20 protein-coding genes are annotated in these 17,762 nt (G+C 66.9%); 10 read left to right on the forward strand and 10 right to left on the reverse strand.

What is annotated here, in order from left to right:
* Positions 1-24: 24 nt before the first annotated feature.
* Together M5E06_RS06800 and M5E06_RS06805 are read left to right on the forward strand one after the other, a co-directional pair.
* Complete coding sequence (locus M5E06_RS06800) at positions 25-705, forward strand: carbonic anhydrase (RefSeq protein WP_109149962.1); 681 nt, start codon at positions 25-27, stop codon at positions 703-705.
* A gap of 101 nt (positions 706-806) precedes the next feature.
* Positions 807-1,070, forward strand: coding sequence for a hypothetical protein (locus tag M5E06_RS06805; protein ID WP_146203655.1), 264 nt, complete (start codon positions 807-809; stop codon positions 1,068-1,070).
* Here the strand turns inward: M5E06_RS06805 and M5E06_RS06810 are convergent.
* The gene (locus M5E06_RS06810) at positions 1,046-2,833 is read right to left on the reverse strand and encodes a tetratricopeptide repeat protein (RefSeq protein ID WP_252137615.1); all 1,788 of its coding nucleotides are present in this window, start codon (positions 2,831-2,833) and stop codon (positions 1,046-1,048) included. The genes M5E06_RS06805 and M5E06_RS06810 overlap by 25 nt on opposite strands.
* Before the next feature lie 183 nt (positions 2,834-3,016).
* Between M5E06_RS06810 and M5E06_RS06815 the strand changes: the two genes are divergently transcribed.
* Positions 3,017-3,451, forward strand: a complete 435-nt coding sequence (locus tag M5E06_RS06815; RefSeq protein WP_252137616.1) for a hypothetical protein — start codon at positions 3,017-3,019, stop codon at positions 3,449-3,451.
* A 43-nt stretch (positions 3,452-3,494) separates the two neighbouring features.
* Here the strand turns inward: M5E06_RS06815 and M5E06_RS06820 are convergent, their stop codons facing one another.
* Positions 3,495-3,938 carry a TIGR02444 family protein gene (locus tag M5E06_RS06820; RefSeq protein WP_252137617.1) on the reverse strand — a complete coding sequence of 148 codons (444 nt, stop codon included), beginning with the start codon at positions 3,936-3,938 and terminating at the stop codon, positions 3,495-3,497.
* Positions 3,939-3,958: 20 nt separating this feature from the next.
* On the reverse strand, positions 3,959-5,053 hold the full coding sequence (locus M5E06_RS06825) for an ATP-dependent 6-phosphofructokinase (RefSeq protein WP_252137618.1): 1,095 nt from the start codon (positions 5,051-5,053) through the stop codon (positions 3,959-3,961).
* 272 nt (positions 5,054-5,325) lie between these two features.
* Here M5E06_RS06825 and M5E06_RS06830 point away from each other — a divergent pair, with 272 nt between their 5' ends.
* Positions 5,326-5,526, forward strand: coding sequence for a YdcH family protein (locus M5E06_RS06830; RefSeq protein WP_085089646.1), 201 nt, complete (start codon positions 5,326-5,328; stop codon positions 5,524-5,526).
* Positions 5,527-5,574: 48 nt separating this feature from the next.
* Here the strand turns inward: M5E06_RS06830 and M5E06_RS06835 are convergent, their stop codons facing one another.
* Positions 5,575-6,039, reverse strand: coding sequence for a group III truncated hemoglobin (locus M5E06_RS06835; RefSeq protein WP_247870532.1), 465 nt, complete (start codon positions 6,037-6,039; stop codon positions 5,575-5,577).
* A 215-nt stretch (positions 6,040-6,254) separates the two neighbouring features.
* Between M5E06_RS06835 and purE the strand changes: the two genes are divergently transcribed.
* From purE to M5E06_RS06855, 4 genes are all read left to right on the forward strand, one after another.
* Positions 6,255-6,791, forward strand: a complete 537-nt coding sequence (gene purE / locus M5E06_RS06840) for a 5-(carboxyamino)imidazole ribonucleotide mutase (protein WP_109073090.1) — start codon at positions 6,255-6,257, stop codon at positions 6,789-6,791.
* A gap of 21 nt (positions 6,792-6,812) precedes the next feature.
* The gene (locus tag M5E06_RS06845) at positions 6,813-7,937 is read left to right on the forward strand and encodes a 5-(carboxyamino)imidazole ribonucleotide synthase (protein WP_252137619.1); all 1,125 of its coding nucleotides are present in this window, start codon (positions 6,813-6,815) and stop codon (positions 7,935-7,937) included.
* Between the two features lie 573 nt (positions 7,938-8,510).
* On the forward strand, positions 8,511-9,674 hold the full coding sequence (locus M5E06_RS06850) for an acyltransferase family protein (protein ID WP_286208628.1): 1,164 nt from the start codon (positions 8,511-8,513) through the stop codon (positions 9,672-9,674).
* Between the two features lie 376 nt (positions 9,675-10,050).
* Positions 10,051-11,766 carry an EAL domain-containing protein gene (locus tag M5E06_RS06855; RefSeq protein ID WP_252138522.1) on the forward strand — a complete coding sequence of 572 codons (1,716 nt, stop codon included), beginning with the start codon at positions 10,051-10,053 and terminating at the stop codon, positions 11,764-11,766.
* A gap of 15 nt (positions 11,767-11,781) precedes the next feature.
* Here M5E06_RS06855 and M5E06_RS06860 read toward each other — a convergent pair whose 3' ends face one another.
* The 4 genes from M5E06_RS06860 to fumC all read right to left on the reverse strand — a co-directional run bounded on the left by M5E06_RS06860 (position 11,782) and on the right by fumC (position 14,659).
* Positions 11,782-11,988, reverse strand: coding sequence for a hypothetical protein (locus tag M5E06_RS06860; RefSeq protein ID WP_109073086.1), 207 nt, complete (start codon positions 11,986-11,988; stop codon positions 11,782-11,784).
* A 138-nt stretch (positions 11,989-12,126) separates the two neighbouring features.
* Positions 12,127-12,861 carry a DUF599 domain-containing protein gene (locus tag M5E06_RS06865; RefSeq protein ID WP_252137621.1) on the reverse strand — a complete coding sequence of 245 codons (735 nt, stop codon included), beginning with the start codon at positions 12,859-12,861 and terminating at the stop codon, positions 12,127-12,129.
* Positions 12,862-12,960: 99 nt separating this feature from the next.
* The gene (locus M5E06_RS06870) at positions 12,961-13,176 is read right to left on the reverse strand and encodes a ribbon-helix-helix domain-containing protein (RefSeq protein ID WP_252137622.1); all 216 of its coding nucleotides are present in this window, start codon (positions 13,174-13,176) and stop codon (positions 12,961-12,963) included.
* 91 nt (positions 13,177-13,267) lie between these two features.
* A complete protein-coding gene (fumC, locus tag M5E06_RS06875) occupies positions 13,268-14,659 on the reverse strand; it encodes a class II fumarate hydratase (protein ID WP_252137623.1) in 1,392 nt (463 codons plus the stop codon).
* 305 nt (positions 14,660-14,964) lie between these two features.
* On the opposite strand from fumC, the gene M5E06_RS06880 reads away from it, so the two are divergent.
* Together M5E06_RS06880 and M5E06_RS06885 are read left to right on the forward strand one after the other, a co-directional pair.
* Complete coding sequence (locus M5E06_RS06880) at positions 14,965-15,213, forward strand: hypothetical protein (RefSeq protein WP_109149950.1); 249 nt, start codon at positions 14,965-14,967, stop codon at positions 15,211-15,213.
* A gap of 360 nt (positions 15,214-15,573) precedes the next feature.
* Entirely contained in the window at positions 15,574-15,789 is a 216-nt protein-coding gene (locus M5E06_RS06885) for a hypothetical protein (protein ID WP_109149949.1), read from the forward strand.
* Positions 15,790-15,798: 9 nt separating this feature from the next.
* Here M5E06_RS06885 and M5E06_RS06890 read toward each other — a convergent pair whose 3' ends face one another.
* A complete protein-coding gene (locus M5E06_RS06890) occupies positions 15,799-16,311 on the reverse strand; it encodes a GNAT family N-acetyltransferase (RefSeq protein WP_252137624.1) in 513 nt (170 codons plus the stop codon).
* Positions 16,312-16,404: 93 nt separating this feature from the next.
* Positions 16,405-17,472, reverse strand: a complete 1,068-nt coding sequence (locus M5E06_RS06895; protein ID WP_252137625.1) for a CgeB family protein — start codon at positions 17,470-17,472, stop codon at positions 16,405-16,407.
* Positions 17,473-17,762: the final 290 nt, after the last annotated feature.

The following is a 17,762-nucleotide window of genomic DNA, read 5'->3' on the forward strand; positions in this document are numbered from 1 at the left end:
GGCAGCAACGGGAACAGGCCGACCATGCCCTTCAGCAGCAAACCGAGCGAGCCCATCCGCCAGCTACTGGCCGGCATCAAGTCCTTCCGCGCCCGCTATTACGAGCGGCGTCCCGACAGCATGCGGCAACTGGTGACCGAAGGGCAGCACCCGGAGGTGCTGGTGATCGGCTGTTCCGACAGCCGTGTCGATCCCGCCCTGCTGACCACGGCGGAGCCGGGCGAGCTGTTCGTCGTGCGCAACGTCGCCAACCTCGTCCCGCCCTATCAGCCGGACGGCGCCTATCACGGTACCTCGGCCGCAATCGAATATGCGGTCAAGTCGCTGAAGGTGTCGGAGATCATCGTGCTGGGCCATGCCCAGTGCGGCGGCATTCAGGGCCTGATCCGGCTGCGCGCGGGGCAGAAGTCGGGGGACGATTTCATTTCCCCCTGGGTGTCCATCGCCGGTTCGGCGCTCGACCCCTATGTCGGGCCGGAAGGCTCCGAACAGGCGCGGGCCGATGCGGAAAAGCTGCAGAGCACCCCGGCGGTGATCGAACGGGCTGCGGTCCGCGCGTCGGTCGACAATTTGATGACCTTCCCCTTCGTGCGCGAAGGGGTGGAAGCCGGCACGCTGAACATCCATGGCTGGTGGTTCGACATCCAGACCGGCGAGATGTGGGCGATCAATCCCACCACCCGCCTGTTCCAGCCGTTCGAGTAAGCATCGGCCGAAACGCCGGCGCGGGAATTTACCGGCGCCCTGCCCTGTTGAAGGCGAAGGAACGCTTTTTCTTCGCTATCACCAACCGGGAAGGGAATGCCATGAAGACCGCACTTCGAGTCCTTGTTATCGCCGCCGTGCCGCTTGCGCTCGCCGCCTGTAACCAGACGAGCAGCAGCGGTAGCGGCGGCGGCCTGTTCGGCGGGAGCGGCGGCGGGCTGTTCGGGTCGGGAGGTTCCGATTCGTCCTATGCCCGCAACGGCCGCTGCGACGACCCGCGCTACAACACCTCCAACGGCGGCCATGCCGAGGCCGGGACCGACGATTACGACTGCTCGCGCTATGGCAACGGGCTGAAGCGCTGAGCCGACACCGCCAGTTCCGCGGCCATGCGTCCGGCGACCGACGACCAGTCGCCGGGCGCCGGCTGCCGGAACAGGCGGGCGGTCGGATACCAGGGGCTGTCGTCGCGGCCGGTCAGCCAGCGCCAATCGGGCGAGAAGGGCAGCGCCAGCCAGAGCGGCACGCCGAGTGCCCCGGCCAGATGCGCCGGCCCGGTGCAGGACGACACCACAATGTCCAGGTTCGCCATGATCGCCGCGGTGTCGGCGAAGTCGGCGATCTCCGGCCCCAGGTCGGTGAAGCTGTCCGGCAGGACGGCGTCGGCAAGGTCGGCGCGGCCCGGACCCATCTGCAAGCCGTAGAAGCGGCAGCCCGGCACGTCGAGCAGCCCGCGCAGGCCGGCCAGCTTGGGTGAGCGCTCCCCGTCGCCGGGAAAGCGCGGGTTGCCGGCCCAGACCAGCCCGACACGTAGCGCGCCATGCGCGCCCAGCCGGTCGCGCCAGCGGGCGACCCGCACGGGATCGGGGCGCAGGTAGGGAATGTCGGCCGGCACGCCGTCCACGACGGTGGCGAAGGCACGCGGCAGGCTCATCAGCGGGCATTCGACGTCGAAGGGCGGCAACGGGTCGCCGCGGGCGATGACCTGCGCCGCGCCCTCCACGCCCTGTATCAGCGGCAGCAGGGGGCGCTGCACCTCCAGCACCACCCGGCCGCCGTGGGCCGCCACCAGCGGGACATAGCGCAGGAACTGCAGCGTGTCGCCCAACCCCTGCTCGGCATAGAGCAGGATGGTCCGGCCGTTCAGCGGCTCGCCACGCCATGTCGGCTGGGCGAAGGGACGCCAAGGCGGTTCGGCACGGTCGTCATGGCGGCGCCAGTCGAACTCCGGCCAGCCGCGCGCGTAATCGCCGGCCATCAGACAAGCGAAGCCGAGATTCCAATGCAGGCCGGCATCCTGCGGCCGGTCGGCCAGAGCACGGTCGAAGTCGGCAGCCGCCTCCGTTGGGCGGGCCATGGCGATCAGGGCGGTGCCGCGCGCCGCATACAGCGACGAATTTGGCGAGGGGCCGGGCCGCAGCCGTTCGGCCGCCGCGAATGCCTCCAGCGACTCCGGGAAGCGGCCGAGCTTGGCCAGGACGGCGCCCAGCACCTCCCACGCCTCGCCGGCATTCCGGTCGAGCGCCAGCGAATCGCCGGCGGCGGTCTCCGCCTCCGCCCAGCGGCGTTGAGCGGCCAGCGCGGCGGCCAGGGTCGCGTGCGCGACGGCGGAGCGGGCGTTCAGGCGGAGCGAACGACGGGCGCAGCGCTCGGCCGACGCGGGATCGCCGGACGACAGCAGGGCGGCTGCCCGGTTCGCCAGCGCGTCGGCATGACCGGGCGCCAGAGCGAGCGCCTTGTCGGTGGCGAGGAGTGCAGCCTCCGCCTGCCCCAACCGGCGCAGGGCACCGGCACGGCTGGCATGGGCGTCGGCAAGGTCGGGCAGCAGGCGCAGCGCCCGGCAATAGAGCCGCACCGCACCATCAAGGGTGCCGGCCGACTGCTCCACCCCGGCGAGGTTGGACAGGCCGCCGGCCCCGTCGGGACGCAACGCCACCGCAAGGCGCAGGATGCGGCCGGCCGCACCGAACCGGCCGGTCTGGGCGGCGAGCACGCCCAGCAGTTCCATGGCGTCGGCATGTTCCGGATCGGCGTTGAGGATTCGGCGATAAATATCCTCCGCCTCCGCCGCCCGGCCCGCCTGATGGTGGTCCAGCGCGATCAGCAGGGCCTGCGACAAAGTAATCATCGGGACTCTTGCGGGTTGGCGGGCGTGCAGCCTGGGTCCAGATCATGCCCCGGCGCCCCCTCCGCGGTCCAGCCGGGCACCGTCGGAAATCGTCGCAAACGGTCACAGAATCGGGATTTTCCCTGGATTGTCATGAGGCTGACGCATCGCTATTGTCCGCGCCGCATTCCTGAGGAGCGGATCATGACCTCCCGCCCAATCCGGGCACTCTGCCAATTCGGCCTCCGCCGGGGCCAATCCGGCCGCCGCCGGGTCACTCTCGCCGCCGCCCTGATGCTGGGGTTCGGTATCGGCGCCGCCCAGGCCAACGAAGGCGCCAAGTCGAACGGCTGCCCGTGGGCACAGGACGTGACGCTGGAAATCAACGGCAAGACCTTGACGCTGAAGCAGGATGTCTTCACCACCACCAGCGCCGAGCCGATCGAGATCGAGTCCTTCAAGGTCGTCCCGCTGGTCGACCAGTTGAAGCTGCGCATCATCGGCCCCAAGGGGCGCGAGTGGGAAGCGGCGCTGACCCGGCTGGTCAGCGGCAAGCGTTGCAGCGCATTCTATGCGGGCAAGCCGGTGCTGGTGTCGAACACGGTGCGCAATCCGGACGAGTTGATTCTGAACAGGTAGGGGGCTTCGCTTTTTGCGGAGTTAGACCCCCACCCTGAATCCGTTATCCCAACACCCCCACCAGTTCCTCCAACGCCGGATCGCCGCCCGGCACCAGCAGCGCCATGTTGGCGGCGGCCAGTGCCACGCTGCCGCCCGGCTGCGGCAGGAACCCGCCGGAGGCGAACAGGCGGTCCTGCTGGACGCGCTCGGCCTCCAGTTCGGCGGCCTTCATGCGGCGGTAGAGGGCGTCATCCTCCGCCTTGGCGCGGCGGCGCAGGGCGCGCAACGGGCGTACCATCTCCTCGCGCCAGCCGGACACCGCGCCGTCGACGCGGGCAAGATCCGCGGCGGACAGGCGGACGCCGCACTCCAGCCCGGCCCAGGCGGCGAACAGCAGAACATTGACGTCCACCCCGCGCCGGTCCTGAAGGGCGAGGCAGCAGGCGGGCACCCCCGACCGTCCGTAGACGGCCAGGGAGAAGTCCCAGAACGGGTTCGCCGACATCGCGCCTGTCATCGCACGGGTCAGTCGCCGAAGCTGATGTTCAGGCCGCGGGCGGTCTTCACCAGCGCGCCGTCCAGCTCGACGCAGGAGTAATGCTCGATCGCTTCGGTGATCGGCACGTCGATGACGCCGCGGTTGGCCCAGGCGACCATGCGATTGAACTTGCCCTCCGCGATCAGGTCGACGGCATGAACGCCGAAGGCCGAGGCGATCAGGCGGTCGCGCGGGCTGGGCATGCTGCCGCGCTGGACATGGCCCAGCACAGTGACGCGGGTTTCGGCGCCGGTGGCGTCGGCGATCTTCTCGCCGATATAGTCGCCGATGCCGCCATAGCGCTTCTCGCCGCCCTGGAGGATCTTCTTGACGCCGGTTCCTTCCAGGGTCTTCACCGCCTCCGACACCACGACAAGGGCGAAGTTGCGACCGGAGTCGCGGACGTTCTGGATTTTGGCGGCGATGCTTTCGATCGAATAGGGGATTTCCGGGATCAGGATCACGTCGGCCCCGCCGGCGATGCCGGCCGCCAGCGCGATGTGGCCGGCGTCGCGGCCCATCACCTCCAGAACCATCACGCGGTGGTGGCTGGCGGCAGTGGGCTGCAGGCGGTCCAGCGCCTCCACCGCCACGGCGACGGCGGTGTCGTAGCCGACCGACACCTCGGTCTTGCCCAGGTCGTTGTCGATGGTCTTGGGCACGCCCACCATCGGGAAGCCGCCCTTCTGCGCCAGCTTGTGCAGGATGGCGAAGCTGCCGTCACCGCCGATGCCGATCAGCGCGTCCAGGCCGAGTTCGCGGTAGCCGCCGATGATCTCGTCGGAACGGTCCTTCAGCGTGCCGTCGGGCATCGGGTAGGCGAAGGGGTCGCCGCGGTTGGTCGTGCCCAGGATGGTGCCGCCCTGGCGCATCATGTGGCCGTCGACGCAGCCGAGGTCGAGCGTCTGGTACTGCACCGGGCGCTGGAGCAGGCCCTGGGTGCCTTCCTTGATCCCCAGCACCTGCCAGCCATAGCCGGTGGCGCGGTGAACCACCGCACGGATGACCGCGTTCAACCCGGCGCAATCGCCGCCGCTGGTCAGGATGCCGATACGCTTGCCGGCTTTATTTGGGGCAGTCATTGAGGGTTTCCCGTCCCGTTCGCCTGTTCATTGAAATGGACCACCATGTTACCGGAAAGGGCGTTTCCCGCAATCATTGCCGGTATCCGCAAAGGAGGCATCGGGCCGATCCCCTCGCCGCGGTGATATCCCGGATGGCCAAAGGACCGAACCGGCGGTTTGGCGGTGCCGTGCCGCTGGATTTCTGGTATAGTCCGGCCCGCCCAGCCAACGGGTTACCCGCAAGAGCACCCCCGATCCACCCGGGGCAACGGCCATTCCTAACGGGCGCGATGAACGAGCAAGAGATTTTGAAGGAAAAGCTGGCGAGCTTGCGCAGCGAGCACCGCGACCTGGACGACGTCATCGCCCGGCTGGTCGAACGCGCGCCCTATGACCAGTTGCAGATGCAGCGGCTGAAAAAGCGCAAGCTGATGCTGAAGGACCAGATCATGGTCCTGGAGAGCCGGCTGCTGCCGGACATCATTGCGTGATCACCTGACAGCCCCCTCTCCCGCCGGGGAGAGGGAGACCAGATCCTCTCAGTCCTTCTTGGGCACGGTGAAGAACTGGATGCCCATCTGGAAGCTGCGGGCGATGTTCTCGGCCTTGCCGATCAGGAAGTTGGCACCTTCGGCGGGCAGGACCTCGTGGGCGGTCTCGCGGAACAGGCCGAGCCAGCGCTCGAAATGCGGCGGCTCCAGCCCAAGCGAGATGTGGACCGGCATCGGGCGGCCGTCGTAGCGCTGGGTCAGCAGGGCGATGGACGACCAGAAATTCATCATCTTTCGCAGATGCGGTTCCCAATCGGTGATGGCGCGGCCGAAGATCGGACCAAGCTCCTCGTCCTTCATGATCTTGCCGTAGAAGGTCCGTACCAGCGTCTCGATCGACGCCTCGTTGATGCCGACGGTGGCCATCCGTTCCTCCGCCATCGCGGCGCGGATGTCGCGGTGCTCTTTGCGTCGGTCGTCGTTGGAGTCTTCGTTGGGAGCGGCGTCGGTCATGCGATGGGTCCGGTTCCGGGAATGAGCAGGGTCTATCCAGTCCATATATGACGGCACCATAGGTGGAACCATGTTCCATCGGAAGGGCCGGAATGTCGCAGCCGCAGGCCCGGATTCGTCGTGGCCGGAGGAGGCGGAGCGGCGGTGCCTCTGGACAGGCGCCCGACTCTTCCTATAATGCGCCGCTTTCCGGACCTTGAGGAAAGCGCCAGGCCGTGACCGCCGACCACTCCCCGAACAGCACCCCTTCGGCTGCCGGCGCCCAGCCGCTGGTCGGCATCATCATGGGCAGCCAGTCCGATTGGACTACGATGAAGCATGCCGCCGACACGCTGGCGGCGCTGGGCGTCCCGCACGAGGTCCGCATCGTTTCCGCCCACCGCACCCCGCACCGGCTGGTGGAATACGCCACCACCGCCAAGGCGCGCGGGCTGAAGGTGGTGATCGCCGGGGCCGGCGGCGCCGCCCACCTGCCGGGCATGGCCGCGTCGATGACGCCGCTGCCGGTCTTCGGCGTTCCGGTCGAAAGCCACGCGCTGAAGGGCATGGACAGCCTGCTGTCGATCGTGCAGATGCCGGGCGGCGTCCCGGTCGGCACGCTGGCCATCGGCAAGGCCGGCGCCATCAACGCCGCCCTGCTGGCCGGCTCGGTTATCGCGCTGATGGACCCGGCGGTGGCCGAGGCGCTGGACGGCTGGCGCGCCCGCCAGACCGCCGCGGTGGCCGAGGCCCCCGTAGACGACCCCGCCTGACAGACAGAAAGCCTGACCGCCATGACCGGCAAGCCAACCGGCACTCTCCTGCCCCGCCTCGCCCCAGGTTCCACCATCGGCATGCTGGGTGCCGGACAGCTCGGCCGGATGACGGCGCTTGCCGCCGCGCGGCTGGGCTACAAGACCCATGTCTACGCCCCCGACGCGGCCGACAGCCCGGCGGCGCAGGTCAGCGCCGCGGCGACGGTGGCGGATTGGGACGATCTGGAGGCGCTGGAGCGCTTCGCCCGCTCGGTCGATGTGGTGACCCTGGAGTGGGAGAATGTGCCGGTCGCCACGGCCGAGCATCTGCGCCGCTTCACCAACCTGAACCCCGGCCCGAATGTTCTGTCGGTGGCGCAGGACCGCATCGCAGAAAAGAGCTTCGTCAACAGGCTCGGCATCGCGACGGCACCCTGGCGCGCGGCCAACAGCGCGGAGGAGGTCGCCAACGCTGTGGCGGAGATCGGACCGCGCTGCGTTCTGAAATCGACGCGGCTCGGCTATGACGGCAAGGGGCAGGCGCGGCTGGACAGCGGCAGTGATCCGGCGGCGGCTTGGGCGGCCATCGGCGGCGGCAAGCCGGGGGTGGAGGGCATCGTCGAGGGCTTCGTCACCTTCGCCTGCGAGGTGTCGGTGATCGTCACCCGTGGTGCCGACGGCGCGATGGTCGCCTATCCGGCGGTGGAGAACCGCCACAAGGACGGCATCCTCGACGTCACCATCGCCCCCGCAGCGGCGGACAAGGTGTCGGATAAGACCGCGGCGGAGGCCGACCGCATCGCGCGCCGCATCGCCGAGGCTTTGGATCTGGTCGGCGTGCTGGCGGTGGAGATGTTCGTCACCGCCGACGGGGCCGTGCTGGTCAACGAGATGGCGCCGCGCCCGCACAATTCCGGCCACTGGACCATGGACGCCTGCGCCACCAGCCAGTTCGAACAGCTGGTGCGCGCGGTCTGCGGCCTGCCGCTGGGCTCGGTGGAGCGGCTGGCCGATGCCGAGATGACCAACCTGATCGGCGACGACGTGCTGCGCTGGCCCGACCTGCTGGCCGAACCCGGCGTCCGGCTGCACCTGTACGGCAAGGCGGAGGCCCGGCCCGGCCGCAAGATGGGCCATATCAACCGGCTGTTCGCGCGCCGCTGACGCTTCGGATCGCCATAAGGACTAGAAGGCCCCGCCGACCGGACCGGTCGCGGGGCCTTTTTCATGCTGGGATTCATGTCAGGGCGGAATTCGTTCTCGCCACGGCCGAGCTGCAGCCACTGCACGCGCTGCGCCGGTGGATGGGCATCATCCGGTTCTTCGGCCGCGACGAGATGGATGAAGGATGCCGGGCGGAACGGCCAGGCACAATCGTGAGAAAGCTCAACCGCTGGGCGCAGGAGACGTACTGCCCCGGCGGCACCCTGCCGGTGGCAGAGAGGCGAATCCGTGTTGCGAACTGTGCCATCGGCACTATGGCCACCGGACAGTTTGGCAAATCCGCACTCCCCACCAATTGCAGGGCCGCTACAGTGAATCAAACCGGGGTAGCTGTCGGCAGTCATTCGAAATAAACCGCTTTTCCGGCTATTTGGTTGCGCCGCCAGCATTTACTTTCTCCCGGCGGTAATTAACTGCTTACTCCTTGTCTATAGAAGGAATATTCCGCCGCAACATTAGGATCGGCGATCGACATGACCTAACTGAATTGACACCCCGATTAGGAGAAACCCAATGCGTTTCCCAGTGCTGGACGGTTGGCGCGGCTTATGCGCGTTATTCGTGGCTTTATTCCATTTCAGCGCTTTTGGAAATTTCTACCTCAATTCATTTGTTCGCGGCAGCTATCTGTTTGTCGACTTTTTCTTCGTTCTCAGCGGCTTCGTCATCACCCACGCCTATCTCGGGCGCCTGAACTCGGCGCCAGATACCGGGATTTTTCTGGTCCGGCGGATGGGCCGTGTCTGGCCCCTGCATGCGGCCACGCTGGTCGCTTTCATTCCGCTGGAGATCGTCAAGGCACTGGCGATCCACGGCGAGGCAACGGCCTTCACCGGCCGCTTCGCGCCGTCGTCCATCCTCAGCAACCTCTTCCTGGTCCATTCACTGGGCGTCGAGAGCGAGCTGACCTGGAACATGCCGAGCTGGTCGATCAGCGCGGAGGTCTTCGCCTACATCACCTTTGCCCTGGTCTGCCTGCTGGCCCGCCGCACGTGGCTGGTGACGGCGGCGGCCGTGGCGCTGTCGGCCGCCGGTGCCTTCGTCATCATGGGATGGTCGGACCATTTCATCGACACCAGTTTCGACCTCGGCTATTTCCGCTGCCTCTACGGCTTCTTCGCCGGACACATCGTCTATCGGCTGTTCATGGCCGCCCGCGGCGCCGGACTGGCGAAGCTGCCGATGGCGGGACTGGTCGAGGCGGCCTGCCTGGCTGCGGTGATCGTGTTCGTGGCGGCGGCGCGCGGCAATGCCCTGTCCTTCGCCTCGCCGCTGCTGTTCGGCCTGGTGGTCTGGGTGTTCGCCTTCGAGGGGGGAGTCCTCTCGCACCTGCTGGCCAAGGTGCCGTTTCAGTGGCTGGGCGCCCGTTCCTACTCCATCTACATGGTGCATGCGCTGGTCATCGCCCTGTACCAGAAGACGGCGGCCGTGATGCAGAAGCTGCTGGGCCAGCGGATGTTCGCCGAGACGGCGGTCGGTGGTGAAGAGACGCGGCTGATCTTCTTCGGCGGCACCTGGGTGATGGATGGGCTTGCGCTGTCGTATCTGGCGACGGTGGTTGCGGTATCCGCCCTGACTTACCGTTTCATCGAGATGCCCGGTCAGGCGAGCTTCAACGCATTGCTTCTCGGCCGGCGCAAACTCACGGTCCAGCCGGCGACCGTGGACGTCACCTGATACGGCACACCGGGCGCGGGAGTTTTGGCAGCCGCTCGACAACCCGCTTGCGGGGGCTGCCGATTCTCATCCAGCGCTTCCAACGACCGTCGTTGCGGTCCCGGAACGACCGCGTCAAGTTTTCGGTAACGATAATTTCCGAGAAGACAGGCAGAAGGCAAGGCGCCGACGGATCGTTAGCATTTACGGCATAGATGTCACAAATTGTCGCGTTCTGTTAAGCCGACGGTGGTCGGCAACAGACTCTCTTCTAACCTATGGCGATATTGGTTACTCTCGGTCACATTCATCCTCAAACTCTCTAAACTTTGATGCAATTTGCAACCTCATGACGATGCCCTTGGCGCAGGACAGTGCAGGACGCTCCCCCCCGGTGATGACTCCGGTCGTCGGGCCGGTGATGACGCCGGCTGCCGGTTCGGCGGCGCCGCGCCGTCCGGCGTCAAGCCGCGATCGCGACCGCTTCGTCGGCTTCGCCTTCGCCGCCGCCGACCTGCTGATCGAAACGGACGCGCAGGGCAACATCCTGTTTTCCGCCGGGGCGCGCTGCCGCCTGACCAAGGGCGAGGTCGGCGGGCTGGTCGGCACCAACCTGATGGAAGTGGTGGCGCCCGGCGACCGCAAATACGTCCATGTCCTGTTCGACCGCATCCGGGAGAAGGCGCGGATCAAGCCGTCGCGCGTGCTGTTCCAGGCCTTCGACGGGCAGCAGTTCCCGGCCCTGCTGGGCGGTTGCCGGCTCGATTCCTGTCCGGGGTCGCTGTTCCTGACCGTGCTGTTGACCGCACCGCAACGCCAAGGCGCCGGCGCAGCCGCTGCGGCGCAGGGCGAGTTGCTGGACCAGACCGGATTCGCGGGCATCCTGGAGGAGCGGATCCTCGCCGCCCGCGAGAAGGGGCTCGACCAGGGGCTGACCCTGCTGCTGGTCGAGGGGCTGCAGGCGATGGTGGAGACGATGCCGGAAGGGGCCGCGGCGGAGGTGCGCGAGGGCATCGACGCCTATCTGCGCGGCATCTCCGCCGACGGCGACAGCGCTGGCCAGTTGACCGGCGACCGGTACGGCATCGTCCATGCCGCCGACATCGACGGGAGCGAGGTGCAGGGCCACATCGCCCAGATCATCGAGGCGGCGGGCGGCGCCCTGCCCGGCGGCATCCGGTCCTGGACGCTGGACATGGCCGACGACCGGCTGGACGCGGCGGATGCGGCGCGCGCGCTGGTCTATACGGTGCAGGCCTTCGCCTCGGCGCAAGGCGGGGAGTTCACCATCTCCAGCCTGGAGGACGGCGCCAACCGGTTGATGGCCGGCGCGGTGGAACGGATCGGCCAGTTGCGCGCGACCATCGACAACCGCGACTTCATCGTCGTCTACCAGCCGATCGTCGACATCGGCACCGGCGCCGTCCACCATCTGGAGGCGCTGACCCGTGTCGACGGGATGAGTTCACCGGCCGACTTCATCACCTTCGCCGAGGATGTCGGGCTGATCTACGATTTCGACCTGCTGCTGACCCGCACGGTGCTGGACACGTTGCAGGAGTTCCGCAAGGAGCCCAAGCTGCCGGACGTGGCGATCAACCTGTCGGCCAAGACGCTGATGAGCCCGATCTTCCTCAAGCAGTTCCAGTCGGTCGTCGCCCCCTATGGCGATCTGGCCGCGAAGCTGCTGATCGAGGTGACGGAAACGGTCATCGTCACCGACATCGCCAAGCTGAACGAGGTGCTGCAGAAGCTGCGCGAGACCGGGTTCCGTATCTGCCTGGACGATGTCGGCGCCGGATCGACCAGCTTCCAGTCGCTGTACGGCATCCAGGCCGATTACGCCAAGATCGACGGCAAGTTCGTCCGCGGCGCTGTCAACAGTCCGCGCGACATGGCGATGCTGCGGTCGATGGTCGACGTCTGCCGCCAGTTGGGACTGGACCTAATCGGCGAGCAGGTGGAGGAGGCGGTGCACGCCGATCTGCTGACCGGGCTGGGGGTGTCGCTGGCCCAGGGCTTCCTGTTCAGCCGGCCGTCGCGGGACTTCGCTTATTTCGCCAAGGACTGGTCGAAGGTGCGCAGCGGCGGCAAGGTGCTGCTGAAGGGGTGAGCCGGGCCAGCCGGATCAGGCAAGCGCCGTCGCACCGGCAAAGGCGCCCATCCCCTCGATGCTGTGGACCTGCTCCAGCCGGTGGCGGGCGGCGTCCAGCAGTTGCCGGTTATGGGCCAGCGCATTGGCGCCCGCACAGCCGTCGCGCAGGTGCATGCGGCGCAGAAGCGCTTCGGCCTGATCCAGGGTATCCATGATGCTCAGTGCGGTATCGGCGTCCATCGTCGCCCTCATATCCTGTGCGTCGCGCGGGAAAGTCGTCGCGCCGTCTTTCGGTGCGTCGACATTAGGCGCCGCAACTCTCCATCAGGTAGAGGATATTTGGTCGCACGCACGGGAAAAATGGTGGTTTTTTAGATGTTATTTCATCTTGGTTGAATCGTTTCTCTCCAACCATTGGGTCTGCACGCGGATGACCTTCTCGGTGGCGGAAAATGCCTGACGGCGGGTAAGAACCAGAACGACGCCACTGGAGGCGGCGATCAGGGGAATCGGTCCGATGACCCAGACCAGCGCCGCCAGCGCAAAGTAATAGGCGCGGATCCCGCCATTCAGCGCGGTGATCGCCAGGGTCAGCGCCTCGCTGATGGTCCGGGCGATTTCCTTGCGGTCGTCCGGCGGCACCGGCGGCATTGGGGCGGAGCCGATCAGGGCGCAGCAGTAATTGTACTGGCGCAGCGCCCAGGTGAACTTGAAGAAGCCGAAGGTGAAGATCACCACCATCAGCAGCATCTTGATCTCGAACAGCTGGGGCGAGGTCTGGACGGCGAAGGACAGGTCGGAGATGAACTGCTGCGCCCGTTCCGCCGCGCCGAAGGACCCGATCAGGCCGGCCAGCACCAGCATGTTGGTGGAGGCGAAGAAGGTGCAGCTGTGCATGGTGTGGCCGAACAGCTGCGAATCGATGATGCGGTTGTCGCGCTCCAGCATCCGTTCGATCCAGTGGCGCCGCACGATCCGCAGATGCTGGTTCAGCACGTTGCGGCCGGTCAGCAGATGGTCCTGGGTGACGGTGAAGCCGACCCAGGAGCCGACGAACCAGACGAAGGCGATGATGTCGAGCGTGGTGACGTCGGAAGGCATGGCGGCGGGCATGGCGGCAGGGTCTCGTCGGGAGGCGGACGGCCAGCAAGCGTGTACGCCGGCGGCGGACGGCTGTCCATTGCGGCTGTCCGCGAACTCTTCTCTTACCTTTTACGCCTCCCCCGCCCCGCGCCCCTGTACCGCCTTCAGGACATGGACGCGGATGGCGCTGGAGAGATTGCCGGTGCGGGTCTGGTCGATTTCCTCGATCAGGGCGTTCACCGACAGGCCGCGGGACTGAGCAACCGATTTCAGGGCGTCCCAGAACTCCTCCTCGAGGGAGACGCTGGTGGGGTGGCCGGCGATCAGGACCGAACGCTTCTTCATGGTCACGCACGCATCGCAAGTGGGGGATGGGGGTGGTCAGAGGAAGGCCGGAACGGCCGGGAACGACGACACCCCCACCCTAACCCCAAGCTTAACCGGGACCAACCATCCGTTCGGGGCGAACCCATTGATCGAATTGCTCATCCGTCAGGAGTCCGAGTTCGCGTCCGGCCTCCTTTAGGCTTGTCCCTTCCTTGTGGGCTTTCTTGGCGATCTTCGCCGCATTGTCATAGCCGATGTGGGGATTCAGCGCCGTCACCAGCATCAGGCTGTCCGACACCAGTTTGGCGATGCGGTCGCGGTTGGCCTCGATTCCCACCACGCAATTGTCGGTGAAGCTGTTCGCGGCGTCGGCCAGCAGACGGATCGACTGCAAAACGTTGAAGGCGATCACCGGCTTGAACACGTTCAGTTCGAAATGGCCGGTGGCGCCGGCGACGGTCACGGTGGTGTGGTTGCCCATCACCTGGGCACAGACCATCGTCATCGCCTCCGACTGGGTCGGGTTGACCTTGCCGGGCATGATGGAGGAGCCCGGCTCGTTCTCCGGCAGCGACAGCTCGCCGATGCCCGAGCGCGGGCCGGAGCCCAGAAGTCGGATGTCGTTGGCGATCTTCATCAGCGACACCGCCAGCGTGTTCAGATGGCCGTGCACGTCGACCAGAGAATCATGGGTCGCCAGCGCCTCGAACTTGTTCTCCGCCGTGACGAAGGGAAGGCCGGTGAAGGCCGCCACCTCCTCCGCGAAGGCCTCGGCGAAGCCAGGCTTGGCGTTCAGGCCGGTGCCGACCGCCGTGCCGCCCTGGGCCAGCCGGTAGAGCTGCGGCAGCGCGCCCTTCACCCGCGCGATGCCATAGGAGACCTGCGCGGCATAGCCGGAGAACTCCTGTCCCAGCGTCAGGGGCGTGGCGTCCTGCAGATGGGTGCGGCCGATCTTTACGATCTCCTGGAAGGCATCGGCCTTGGCGTCCAGCGCCGTGCGCAGATGCTCCAGCGCCGGGATCAGGCTGCGCACGATCTCGTCGGCGGCGGCGATGTGCATGGCGGTGGGGAAGCTGTCGTTGGACGACTGCCCCATGTTGACGTGGTCGTTGGGATGGATCGGCGTCTTCGACCCCATCGCGCCGCCCAGCTTCTCGATGGCGCGGTTGGCGATCACCTCGTTGGCGTTCATGTTCGACTGGGTGCCGGAGCCGGTCTGCCAGACCACCAGCGGGAAATGGTCGGCCAGCAGGCCGTCGATCACCTCGTCCGCCGCCTCCATGATCGCGGCGCCGAGCGTCGGGTCGAGCACGCCCAGCTTCAGGTTGGCGGCGGCGGCGGCACGCTTCTGGATGCCCAGCGCGCGCACCAGCGGCAGCGGCATGCGCTCTCCGCCGATGCGGAAATTCTGGAGCGAGCGCTGGGTCTGGGCGCCCCAATAACGGTCGGCCGGAACGTCTATGGGGCCGAAGCTGTCGGTTTCGGTGCGGACACCGCTCATGGTCGGACCTTTCCTGATCGCCGCTTTTGGTCACGGATGGGGCGGGTTGCAAATGCTCCCGCCCCGCCTGATCTTTGCGGTGAAGGCGCGGACGGCAAGGGGCGGTCTGACGGGGCATCTTGGGCCGCACCAAGCGGGAGCTTGGGCGACTCGGCAGGAATCCTCACTTCACCCCCGAATTTGTTCTTGTTGCGTTCGCAGTTCTTCCGTACCCTTTTCCGAGTGACCGGTTGAACCGCCGCAAGTCCGGCGGTCATCGACGGATTTTGGCGACAGCATTGGGCGACAGCGACAGGGGGAACAGAATGGACGATCTGGCACACGACCATATCCGCGCCTTCATTGCCCGGACGCGCGTTTCGGAGATGAAGAGCCGCGGCTGGCGCGTTCTCGGCCCGGGGGAGGAAGGCTCTGTCCTGATGGAAGGCCCGATGCCGGCCGGGCGGGCTGCGGTTCTGGATGCGCCCATCGGCGGGATTTTCGACGATCTGGTCGCCCGCGCGCTGGAACGCGCCGACGCACGCGACCGCATGACCGCCCGCCGCGCCGCCTGATAAGTCCAGCGGCCGGCATTTCCAGGGAGGTCATGATCTCAAACGGGGTTGACGGGACCACACCCTTTGGTAGTCCCTCCCTCCAATTCCCTCAGGCGCGCTGAGCAACCTGACATAGCGGTGCGTGTTGTCATAGTGCAAGGCACCCGCCGGGACATCCAACAGCGACCTATTGTAGCAGGGTATCGAGCGTGGCTTTGAACGTTCGGGGTAACTCTTCGGAGTGGTCGCAGGCGATAGGACCATAGATCGGAAGTACCCCCGAAGATACCACCTGCCGCATAGTCCCGTTAGGAAGTCTTTAACTGGCCCGGTGGCCTTATTGGGTCATCGGGAACGCTCAGGCCAAGGGAGATTTACATGATCGGCGCCGTCAACACCAAGAAGATCAACGCGTCCTCCGCAGCCCACATCGAGCTTCTCGATCAGTTCATTCGACTGACCCAAGACACCATCGTCGAGCAGGACGACGCTTTCGTTCGCGACAGTCTGGTCGATCTTCTTGCCAACCTGCGCAACGAACGCGCCGACTATGCCGAGATCATCGGCGCGTCCGCGTTGAACCGCGCCGCCTGATCCCACGCCTTACTTCTCCCCGGCCAAACCCTCGGCCGCGAGCCCCTCGGCCGCGAGATTGGCCAGCGCTTCGCCGGTCAGGCGGTAGGGAAGCCATTCCTTCATCTGGCTGAACCCGATCCGGTCGTAGAATCCGCGCGCCGGGTTCCAATCCAGGACACTCAGATCGACACGACGGTAGCCGCGCTCCACCGCGCGTTGCGCGACCGCGGCCAGCAGCTTGCGGCCGACGCCGTAGCGCCGCGCGTCAGGCGTGACGTAGAGGTCTTCCACATACAGGCCGGGCCGCCCCTCCCAGGTGGAGAAGTTGCGGAAGGTCAGGACGAAACCGACCGGCGCGCCGTCCAACTCGGCGATCAGCGCCTCGAACACCGGCTGCGGCCCCCAGCCGTCGCGGCGGAAATCCTCCTCGGTCGCCTTGACCGCATCGGATTCGCGCTCGAACTCCGCCAGTTCGCGGACGAAACGCAGGATGGTGGCGCAATCCTCCTCGACGGCGGGGCGGATGGTGACGGTCGGCATCGGCGGCAGGCTCCCTGATTTAGCGCAAACGAAACGGGGAGCGGACCATAGCCCGCTCCCCGCTCTTGTGCACTCCCGTTGAGCATGACGCCCTCAGTCGTCGCCGCCGCCCTTCAGGTCGAGAATGCCGCGCAGTTCCTGCACGCGGCGTTCGGCGCTGTGTTCGGCCAGCACCCGCTTGCGCGCCCGGCGGCCGAGGTCGGTCAGGTGGTTGCGCGGCAGCATCATCGCGGTGGTGACGTCGTCGGTCTGGGCGGCCACCAGGATTTCGCGCCCGGGCTCGAAGAAACTGTCCAGCCCCTCCCACTGGTCGGCGACGATGGCGGAGCCGCAGGCGGCGGCGAGGAACAGCCGGTCGGACGGGCACCAGCCGATCTTGCGCTCGTCGTCGCGGGCCAGCGTCAGCGCGAGACTGGCCGAAGCCAGCACGTCGGCATGCTGCGCCGGGTCGAGATCGGGGAAGGTCAGGATGTTGGAGGCGCGCGGCACGCCGTCCGGCAGATCGGCGCCGACCAGCACGAAGCGACGGCGGGTCAGCCGTTGGGCGGGGTTGACGAAGAAGTTGTCCAGCCCCTCGCGGATGCCGTCCGGCCCGCCGACGATGCAGCAGAGGTCGCCCAGATACTCCCGCTTGAAGTCGCCGGGCTTGTCCACCTCCGGCACGATCCAGGGATAGAGCGGGAGCACCGACTCCGCCCCTGCCTTGGCGCGGTAGCGGTCCAGCGCCGGCCCGCCGCAGGAGGCGAGCACCATGTCGAAGCCGCCCAGCCCGTCGGCCGGCAGATGGGCCACGCTCTCCCCGGCCTCCAGCGCGGTCAGGCTGACCGCCGCTTCGGGATCGTAGAGCACACGGCGCGGTGCCTTGGACTGGCGGACGAGGTCGGCGGCAAGGCGGGCGTCCGGCCCCTGTGCCACCACCAGCGCCACCCCGGCATCGTCGGCCTGCGCCGCCGCCTCCACGACGACCTCGTCCCAGGCGCCGTAGGACAGCACGTCGCCGCCGGGGATCGTCCAGGGCGTCGGCGCATCGGGGCCGCTGCGTTCGACCGCGACGACGCGATGGCCGCGGATCGCCAGCGCCTGGATCAGCGCACGCCAGCGCGATCTGTGCCCGCCATCATGGCGATACCCGTTGGTCAAGCCGAAGATCACGATTTTCATGGCGACGGCACCCTTGGCATTCCGTGACAGAAGGCGGCCTCTTCGTCGAAGCGGCACCCGATCGTTGCGCGTTCCGGATCGATGTGCCTCCAGATCAACGCAATAGAGGAAGGCGGTGTTCCGGATTTCGCTCCCGTCCCGTCATCCTTGTCGGGAACCGGTCTTTCCGGGATCGGCACCGAAAGTCGGAGACCCGCCGGACGGGAATTGCGAAAGCGATGCGCTGGATTTTGATATGGACCGGTCCGCCGGCCCTGCAAGCGTGTCGCCCCCGCAATCGGGGGTTCCAC

Origin of the sequence: Azospirillum sp. A1-3, from assembly GCF_023806445.1 — a bacterium.
Classification (GTDB): domain Bacteria; phylum Pseudomonadota; class Alphaproteobacteria; order Azospirillales; family Azospirillaceae; genus Azospirillum.

Excerpts from the sequence above, each read along its gene's own strand:
- M5E06_RS06800 (WP_109149962.1), top strand. The coding sequence starts at position 25 with ATGCCCTTCAGCAGCAAACCGAGCGAGCCCATCCGCCAGCTACTGGCC.
- M5E06_RS06805 (WP_146203655.1), top strand. The coding sequence starts at position 807 with ATGAAGACCGCACTTCGAGTCCTTGTTATCGCCGCCGTGCCGCTTGCG.
- M5E06_RS06810 (WP_252137615.1), bottom strand. The coding sequence starts at position 2,833 with ATGATTACTTTGTCGCAGGCCCTGCTGATCGCGCTGGACCACCATCAG.
- M5E06_RS06815 (WP_252137616.1), top strand. The coding sequence starts at position 3,017 with ATGACCTCCCGCCCAATCCGGGCACTCTGCCAATTCGGCCTCCGCCGG.
- M5E06_RS06820 (WP_252137617.1), bottom strand. The coding sequence starts at position 3,938 with ATGTCGGCGAACCCGTTCTGGGACTTCTCCCTGGCCGTCTACGGACGG.
- M5E06_RS06825 (WP_252137618.1), bottom strand. The coding sequence starts at position 5,053 with ATGACTGCCCCAAATAAAGCCGGCAAGCGTATCGGCATCCTGACCAGC.
- M5E06_RS06830 (WP_085089646.1), top strand. The coding sequence starts at position 5,326 with ATGAACGAGCAAGAGATTTTGAAGGAAAAGCTGGCGAGCTTGCGCAGC.
- M5E06_RS06835 (WP_247870532.1), bottom strand. The coding sequence starts at position 6,039 with ATGACCGACGCCGCTCCCAACGAAGACTCCAACGACGACCGACGCAAA.
- M5E06_RS06845 (WP_252137619.1), top strand. The coding sequence starts at position 6,813 with ATGACCGGCAAGCCAACCGGCACTCTCCTGCCCCGCCTCGCCCCAGGT.
- M5E06_RS06850 (WP_286208628.1), top strand. The coding sequence starts at position 8,511 with ATGCGTTTCCCAGTGCTGGACGGTTGGCGCGGCTTATGCGCGTTATTC.
- M5E06_RS06855 (WP_252138522.1), top strand. The coding sequence starts at position 10,051 with ATGACTCCGGTCGTCGGGCCGGTGATGACGCCGGCTGCCGGTTCGGCG.
- M5E06_RS06860 (WP_109073086.1), bottom strand. The coding sequence starts at position 11,988 with ATGGACGCCGATACCGCACTGAGCATCATGGATACCCTGGATCAGGCC.
- M5E06_RS06865 (WP_252137621.1), bottom strand. The coding sequence starts at position 12,861 with ATGCCCGCCGCCATGCCTTCCGACGTCACCACGCTCGACATCATCGCC.
- M5E06_RS06870 (WP_252137622.1), bottom strand. The coding sequence starts at position 13,176 with ATGAAGAAGCGTTCGGTCCTGATCGCCGGCCACCCCACCAGCGTCTCC.
- fumC (WP_252137623.1), bottom strand. The coding sequence starts at position 14,659 with ATGAGCGGTGTCCGCACCGAAACCGACAGCTTCGGCCCCATAGACGTT.
- M5E06_RS06880 (WP_109149950.1), top strand. The coding sequence starts at position 14,965 with ATGGACGATCTGGCACACGACCATATCCGCGCCTTCATTGCCCGGACG.
- M5E06_RS06885 (WP_109149949.1), top strand. The coding sequence starts at position 15,574 with ATGATCGGCGCCGTCAACACCAAGAAGATCAACGCGTCCTCCGCAGCC.
- M5E06_RS06890 (WP_252137624.1), bottom strand. The coding sequence starts at position 16,311 with ATGCCGACCGTCACCATCCGCCCCGCCGTCGAGGAGGATTGCGCCACC.
- M5E06_RS06895 (WP_252137625.1), bottom strand. The coding sequence starts at position 17,472 with ATGAAAATCGTGATCTTCGGCTTGACCAACGGGTATCGCCATGATGGC.